The organism is Zunongwangia pacifica (genome assembly GCF_023499215.1).
Lineage (GTDB): Bacteria > Bacteroidota > Bacteroidia > Flavobacteriales > Flavobacteriaceae > Zunongwangia > Zunongwangia pacifica.
In genome coordinates this window covers 37,767-45,784 of record NZ_JAKHSK010000038.1, presented here as the reverse complement: position 1 = coordinate 45,784, position 8,018 = coordinate 37,767, and the positions used below count along the sequence as shown (strand labels likewise).

The following is an 8,018-nucleotide window of genomic DNA, read 5'->3' as shown; positions in this document are numbered from 1 at the left end:
AAAGGTGGAAAAGTCCAAAGGCAAACGTGGCCGAGGTGCAGCAGGCAAATCCAATGTTGCGGTAATGGCAGAATCAGAGCAACTGGAAGATATCGATACTGGTAAGAAAAGCAGTCAGTGCGGTGGGTGCACATTACCATCAGCAATGCGAAGAAGAACTTCGTGGGCAACTATAACAAGATCAAGGGAAAGTACCTACAATTATACCTGAATGAATTTATCTACAAACTCAACAGAAGATATTTCGGAGAAAAACTCTTCGATAGGCTCGTTATAGCAGGAATTACAGGTTATGACTAATTGCGGATAATCAATTATTTTTTAAATGACGAAGGCGTTATTTTAAATTGATTGAAATTATATCGGAGATTAATAGTTTATTATCTTTACCAAGACGAATCAAATGAATTCAATTTTAAAGTTCACAGATCGTCAACATGAAAAATAGACACTATTATTTATAGGACTTTAAAGAGATGGGTGAATCCTGCCTAGGTCACTTTTAAAGAAGACAATAGACTACAAAACCACGCAAATCTTAGGAATTGCGTGGTTTTCGCGTTTTTTAGGGGGTTTATTTGTGAGCCGATTTATTACAGATCAATCCTAAAGTTGTGTTTAGGGAAAAATTGTGGTTCATCGGTATAGAAAGAATTACCTTCAAAACTGTAACGATTTGATAATTTTAAAGGGATCAGCCTAAAAGTTTAAAGCTCACAAATACTTAATTTATAGCTATCTTTAATATGAAATTACATTCTCAAAAGTAAGAAAATGACCCAATCTGAACTGATAATTTTAAACTTCACAGAAATAAGGAAAAAAAGCATAAAGCTTTGGAAAGCACTTCCTAAAAACCGTTACAATTGGAAGCCTGACGATAAAGCAATGACGGCAATAGAAATGATTAGGCACGTTTTAGAAGCCGATTATGGATGGAATATTATAATAAACAATGGTCAAATGACAAACTACAAAACTCCTTGGAATAATCGACCATTCATTAATGTTACTGATGAACTTGAATTTGCTGAACCCTACAGAAATAAATTTATAGAAAGTGTTCGGAAATTTTCGGATGCAGAATTAAATACAGTCGAAATTGTTCATCCTGGAAATGGAGACAAAAAAATCCTTGGAAAATATTTATTACGAATTGGATATCACGAATCTGTTCACGCAGGGCAATTCTTATCGTATTTGAGAGCAATGGAGATCAATAGACCAGAAATATGGGACTGAAAAATAAAATACTACAGTCAATAATGAAAAAAGCCTTTACCATTGTTTTATTAATTGCAATTCCTTCAGTCACGTACTTACAAAAACGAATGGAGTTTTAATCAGATTAAATAATTCATCTATTGCTGAAGGATTTTTGGAACAAGTTTCAATTACCGGCAAAATGGGATTCCATATCGTGGGGGTATGAATTTGACTTATATGAAAAGATAAAATTTAGTCTAAAACTGACGTATTCCCAATAAGGAAGTATGGCATTTGATTCTTTTGGAATGAATTGTTTGTTTTAGTTCTTACTATAATTTTTATGGATCTCATGAGAAGCTTTCTTATATCTAAAGAAGATCGCAAAGCTTCAAAAAGTCAAGAGTGATCCTTTTAATTCTTCAAACTTTAATTTCTTCAAAATACTTTTTTATTGATCCTTCCACTATCATTTATTGGCATTGGCGCGAAGGACGATTTAAAAAGTGTTGACAATGAATTGATTGTGATTAATGAGTTTTGCTTATTAATTTTTCGTTATCGTATACAATATTCATTTTACAATTTGTTGATTTTTGTTTTTACGGGAAAATTCAACTTTCGGGACTCCTTATAGTAAAGGACCTGACGCATGAATAAAATAAGTAAAAAAGAACTAAAGTGTATTCGATATCTTACCAAAGAGATGTCTCGGGAAGATCGTTCGGTTTTCGAAATTGAATTATCGCTAGATGAAGGGTTGCGTGAAATTTTCGAAAATTATAAATCGGTTTGGGAGCATTACGAAACCGAACAAAGTATTCCTGTAAGTTTTCAGGAGAAATCTTTTTCCCGTAAAAAAGTATTGGTTTTTAGTTCTATAGCAGCTGTAGGCTTACTGATTTTCTTTAGTTTTTCCTGGTTTAGCACTATACCAAAATTCCACGAGGTTATTGCAGAAAATGGCCAAAGAAAAACCCTTTTTTTATCAGATAGCAGTAAGGTGATTTTAAACGCCGGGAGTAGTCTTTTTTTTCCAGAAGAGTTTGTCGATAACCGGGAAGTTAAACTTATTGGGGAAGGCTATTTTGAAATTACAAAAGATGCCTCACATCCTTTTATCGTGAATAGTAAAGATTTTAAGGTAAAGGTACTGGGTACGCAATTTTCAGTAAACAATACATTCTCTAAAAAAGAGATTGCTTTAAGAGAAGGAGCTGTAGAATTCATTCAGAATACCAATAACGATAAGATTACATTATCACCGGGCGAGCGTTTAATTTGGGATACGGCAAATAATCAGGTCCATAAAGAACGCTTTAATGCTAAAGTAGAATTCGCCTGGACCACCAATACACTGTTACTTGATAATATATTATTCAGCAATGCCATAAAAGACATCAACCAGTTTTATGGGGTCACCTTTGTGATTAAGAATGAAGGCTTATTAAATCAACATATCACAGGGACATTTAAAAATGAAAATCTAAATGACTTTATCCATTCTTTAGAATTTATTGCCGATGTAGAAATAGAAGAACTTCAGGATAAAATATTTCTAATTAAATCTAAGCAAAATGATTAAGCCATTAAAATCTTTAGGTGTGACAAAGTCTACAGATAGGCAACTCTTTATAAGAATGAGTAATGGCGAATACAAAGCATTAAACATTCTTTTTAATAGATATTATGCGGCCTTGTGCAAATTTGGAAATCTCTATGAGAATGATGCTGCACTGGTAGAAGAAAAAATTTCAGATGTATTTATCCAATTATGGAATAAAAGAAACCTCTTAAAAGATATCACAAACCCAAAACCATATTTATATGTAACAGTTAGAAATAAGCTGCTCAAAAAGAGTAAAACTCAACTAGACCTTCAGTATCTCGACGATCATAAAACCGATATTGGACTTTTGCATGCACCCAGTATCGAGGAAGAAACGATTATAGAGGAGCAAAACGAAGGAATTAAGCAGTATATCAACAGGGTTTTAAATATTCTGCCAAAAAAATCTAGAAGGATTTTTGTAATGAGTAGGGTAGAAGGCTTTAAATACCATGAGATTGCTGAAATTATGGAGATTTCTCCAAGAACTGTAGAAACACATATTGCTATTGCCATTAAATATCTAAGCAAACAACAAAAATTTCCAAACACCTAAAACAGGAAAAATGCGGGTACGTATTTTATAAAAAGTACCCACAAAAACTAACAAAATGGTAAGAAAATTATTTTTAATACTTTTTGCGTTTAGTTTAAGTGTAAACTTTTACGCAAATTCTTTCAGGAAAAAATTGAGTCCTGATATAACCAAAATCAGGATTAAAGATCAGTTAATAGGTCTGGACCTTAAGGATAGTCCTTTAACACAGGTTTTTGTAGAAATTGAATCACAAATAGAGAAAAAGTTTATCTATTTACCAGATCAGGAAATCTATCGATCTAAAGTTTCTCTAAAAATTAGCGATGCACCTTTACAAGACGTGTTACAGCGATTAGAGAAACTGGTGGCTTTAAAGTTTAAAGTAACCGAAAATGGAATATTAGTTAAAGAAAAATCGACATCTGGGACAACAAGCCTACAGCAGGTGCGCATTCAGGGTAAAGTTTTAGACGAAAAGGCTTTACCAATCCCGGGAGCTACCGTTATGTTAACTTCTGAAAATAGAGGAACAGCTACAGATTTTGAAGGAAACTTCAATTTGTCTTTAAATGCCAGCGATTTACCGGTAGAACTTAAAGTTACTTTTGTTGGATATAAAACAAAGTATATTCCTATTACCAAAGCGGTGAACGACCTTCAGATTATTCTTGGAGCTTCTACAGAAAGCCTGAATGAGGTCGTAATTACCGGCCAGGGAGCCGATGTGCGAAAAAAGAGATTATCTACATCGGTGGTGACTATTAATGAAGACGAGCTTAATAAAATTTCAGCCCAACGGATCGACCAAAAATTATCGGCAGAACTTCCAAATGCTCAAATCAATTTAACCGGTGGGCAGGCAGGAGCCACTTCTATTATTCGTGCAAGAGGGGTGAACTCTGCTTTTTTAAGTTCTACACCAATTATTTATTTAGATGGGGTAAGAATGGATAATTTAAATACCAAAATGCAATTGGGAGGAACGTCACAAGGAGCTGCAATTAGTGCTTTGGCCGATATCCCCATGGATAATATCGAGAAGATTGAATATATTAACGGTGGTGCCGCCACAACTTTATATGGTTCTGATGCGGCAAACGGCGTCATCCAAATATTTACCAAGAAAGGAGGAAAATTAGGAACGAGTCTAACCTTGCAAGCTGAAAGCGGGGTAGAAACGCCAACGAACGATTATCTGTATTTTGATCGTACTAAAGATCTTTTATTTAGAAATGGTTTTTACCAAAATTACAGGCTTAATTTAAATGGTAAAGGTGAAGGAGGCTTTGGGTATAGTTTTTCCGGAAGTTATAGAAATAGCTCAGGGGTACAAATTCACGATCAAAACGAGAATCTAAAAGCCGATTTTAGCACCGGTTTTCGCGCTAAACTTAATGATAAATTGACTTACGAAAGTTCTTTTATATACGTCCACAACGAATATAAAAGGAACAGAAACGGAAACCAGGGTGGATATACCGGTCTTTGGTTTGCTGAAGATGGATCGTCGTCGTTTACCGGCCCTGGATTTAATAATAGGCTCGACGAACTTACAAGCCAGGAATTTGAAGATATAAAAGCCTATGTAGATAATGCTGAACGATTACAGGATAATCAAATTGTTGTAAACCGTTTTACTACTTCCCAAATCTTTAAGTATACGCCTTTAGATCATCTTAATTTTAGATTTACAGGAGGTCTGGATTATCGTGCACAGGATCAAAATACGGTGATTACTAATGAGTATCTAACCGCTACTCGTGGGCAGGAAGTTATGGACGAAGGTAGTATTCAAAATGTGCAACGTAATTATCTAGGGTTAACCTTAGAGCTTACCGGGCAGCATAATTGGGAGGTTGGAAACTTCTCTTTAATTACCACTTTTGGCGGACAGTTTTTTAGGACCAAAGATCATCAGATTTTATATAGCGGCTCTAATATTCGTGATGGCGCGCAAACCATTAGTGATGCGGCCGTAAAAGATAGTGACGAGTATCTAAGCGAAGTATTAAACTATGGGGTTTATCTTCAGGAAAACATAGGATTTAAAGATAAGCTGTTCTTTGATCTTGGTATTCGTGGGGATCGTAACCCTGCCTTTGGAGAAAATATTGGAACACAATTTTATCCAAAAGCAGGAATCTCCTATATGCTTTCTTCAGAATCCTGGTTTAATTCAACATTATTCAATTCGGTTAGACTTCGGGGAAGCTACGGGGTAGCAGGAAACTTACCACCGGCGTATGCTAATGAGAAAACGATTAAATTCGATGGATTTTTAGGAGAGCAATCTGCTTATTTTGGGCAGCCGGGGAATGATAATTTAAAACCTGAAAAAACCACAACTATTGAAGGTGGTATAGATATTTCACTTGCCAACAGCCGTATTAATTTTTCAGCAGGTTATTATAGATCGCTTACCAAAGATGGTCTCTTTTATGTTCCCTCTGCGCCCTCTACGGGCTACAGCATTGCTCAGCTTTATAACATTGGGGAAATAGAAAATTATGGTTTAGAGGTTAGTGCAAATTTTATTCCTATAGAAACTAAGGATATGAATCTAAGCATTACCGCTTCTTTTAATACCTTGCATAACGAAGTATTAGATTCTGGTGGTGCTCCTGCCTTCAATATTAATGGGTTTAGTTCCAGGACTTTGCAAACTGTGGTTCAAGAAGGTTATCCAATAGGTTTTCTTCGTGGAAACTACGGCACTTTTGATGAAAACGGAGTTTTAGAAAAATCAGAGCCACAATCTTATTTAGGAACTACCATACCCGATATTTTTGGAAACTTAAGCCTGAATTATAGTTATAAAAACTTCGGTTTATTTGCGAATGCTTCCTACCAGGCGGGTGCTTATGCGCATAATTGGGATGCACAATTTAGATATTATTATGGAGCTTCCGAAGATTATATTCCGGCAGGGGAAATTGAAGCAAATGGTAGACGCAACTGGCTTTCGTTCACGAATAGATTTGTAGAAAAAACCGATTTCATAAAAATTAGGACTATCGGTCTTAGCTATACACTTCAACCAAAAAATAAAGCCATTTATAAAACGATTATGTTTGGTTTTACCGCGGTAAACCCATTGAATTTTACTTCCTCTTCATTCGATCCAGAAGCGACTATAAGTGGCGCGGCACAAGGCCAGGGAGGTGCAAGTACAGGAGGTATTTCTTATGCAACATACTCGGCTCCAAGACAATTTTTAGGTTCAATTAGAATTAACTTATAAACTTATAATTATGCATTCTTATATAAGGCATAACATAATGACCATGCTAGTTGTACTAGTAATGGTTGGTTGTGTAGAAAATCCAAATGTAACTGAAGAAGTATATCTTGAAAATCCTAATGCTATGCGCAGTTGGGTAGTGGGATTACAAAGGCAATTAGCGGTAACCACCAATACCGTTACCGTCAACACAGCGATTACATCAGATAATTACTATAATAATTACACGCAGTATAGTAAGATTTTTGATCGTTTACAGATCGATTATTATGACACCGATGTAAACAACCTTCAGGCAGATATTCAGGAATTAAGAGCAATGGCCATGTATGGGTTAGAGGTGGTATTGCCGGCAGATCCCGTATCGACTAAAGAGCAGGAAGCTTATCTTTATTTTTGTTTGGGTTACGCCGATCTTTTAGGAGGGGAATTATTTATTGGTTTACCACAAAATAATTATGGAGAAGTAGAATCCTGGGAAAAATTGCTCCAAAATGCAATCGTCGCTTTTGATGAAGCAATGGCTTTAGAAACCTCTGCTGAAATGAATAGGGTTTACACACTATTACAGGCAAGAGCTTATTATAACTTAGGGGATCGTGAAAATGCTGTGCAACTAGCCAGTCAGCTTATTGGGCAGGAGGTACTTTACAGCGTTGAATTTGATGGGCAAAATGGAGTCGCTAACGAAATGCAAAATGCTACATTCGATGCCTTACCAAACCGTCTGGCTCCATTGCCAAGATTAGACTTTTTAGACCCTAAATATTATTCAGTAGGAACACCTGCAACAGATCAAAAAACAGTAGCTATAGCAAAGGTAGAAGAAGCTTATTTAATCCTTGCAGAAGCAAATTTGGGAAAAGGAGATCTGGCTGCTGCTCAATCTAACTTAGTGCAATTATTGCAAGTAGTTAAGAATAGACCGGTGGTAATGATCGATGATAGCGGCGAAACCCGAAATGGCGGGAAGCGGGAAGATTATCCAAATCAGTCGGTGCCGGTGCGTTTTACCAAAGAGGGAAAATATCAGGAAGGTTATATTTTAAATCGTCAGGAAGGACCAATTGCCGCGCATACCATCTCTGGAACCAAGGTAACCGAATTGGATATTAATAGTACCAGCACCATAGACGATTTATTGTATTTAACGTATCGTTTACGCCAGGAGATTTTTATAAGTGAAGGTAGACGCTTATCTGATCTTGGAATTAAGTTTCCGGTTTCTCAAATAGAACAATTAAATAATCCTAATGTATCTGAAGAATATACGATCCCGCAAATTCCATCCTTTTTACCCGCAGAATCTATGGATGATTTTAGTGTAGCCGAAGATGGAAGCATTACGATTGTTGAAGACCTTAACCGATTAATTATCCAGAATAAATCACTGCCTGAAGTAGTGCCATTCTTTTAAAATTAGA

The 8,018-nt window shown here is 35.9% G+C and carries 5 protein-coding genes and 1 pseudogene; all 6 read left to right on the top strand.

The window, feature by feature from the left end; translation table 11 throughout:
* A pseudogene (locus L1967_RS18895) lies at nucleotides 1-300 on the top strand (transposase); the annotation flags it as partial.
* Between the two features lie 474 nt (nucleotides 301-774).
* A complete protein-coding gene (locus L1967_RS18890) occupies nucleotides 775-1,242 on the top strand; it encodes a DinB family protein (protein ID WP_249603063.1) in 468 nt (155 codons plus the stop codon).
* 616 nt (nucleotides 1,243-1,858) lie between these two features.
* Nucleotides 1,859-2,791: a FecR family protein gene (locus L1967_RS18885; protein WP_249603062.1), complete on the top strand. Its 933-nt coding sequence runs from the start codon at nucleotides 1,859-1,861 to the stop codon at nucleotides 2,789-2,791.
* A complete protein-coding gene (locus L1967_RS18880) occupies nucleotides 2,784-3,371 on the top strand; it encodes an RNA polymerase sigma factor (RefSeq protein ID WP_249603061.1) in 588 nt (195 codons plus the stop codon). The genes L1967_RS18885 and L1967_RS18880 overlap by 8 nt, the downstream gene beginning before the upstream one ends.
* Nucleotides 3,372-3,426: 55 nt before the next feature.
* Complete coding sequence (locus L1967_RS18875; RefSeq protein WP_249603060.1) at nucleotides 3,427-6,594, top strand: TonB-dependent receptor domain-containing protein; 3,168 nt, start codon at nucleotides 3,427-3,429, stop codon at nucleotides 6,592-6,594.
* Nucleotides 6,595-6,637: 43 nt separating this feature from the next.
* On the top strand, nucleotides 6,638-8,011 hold the full coding sequence (locus L1967_RS18870; RefSeq protein WP_249603059.1) for a tetratricopeptide repeat protein: 1,374 nt from the start codon (nucleotides 6,638-6,640) through the stop codon (nucleotides 8,009-8,011).
* The last annotated feature ends 7 nt before the right edge of the window (nucleotides 8,012-8,018 follow it).

What these genes read in the sequence shown, in the direction of transcription:
- L1967_RS18890 (WP_249603063.1), top strand. Translation starts at nt 775, where the DNA reads ATGACCCAATCTGAACTGATAATTTTAAACTTCACAGAAATAAGGAAA.
- L1967_RS18885 (WP_249603062.1), top strand. Translation starts at nt 1,859, where the DNA reads ATGAATAAAATAAGTAAAAAAGAACTAAAGTGTATTCGATATCTTACC.
- L1967_RS18880 (WP_249603061.1), top strand. Translation starts at nt 2,784, where the DNA reads ATGATTAAGCCATTAAAATCTTTAGGTGTGACAAAGTCTACAGATAGG.
- L1967_RS18875 (WP_249603060.1), top strand. Translation starts at nt 3,427, where the DNA reads ATGGTAAGAAAATTATTTTTAATACTTTTTGCGTTTAGTTTAAGTGTA.
- L1967_RS18870 (WP_249603059.1), top strand. Translation starts at nt 6,638, where the DNA reads ATGCTAGTTGTACTAGTAATGGTTGGTTGTGTAGAAAATCCAAATGTA.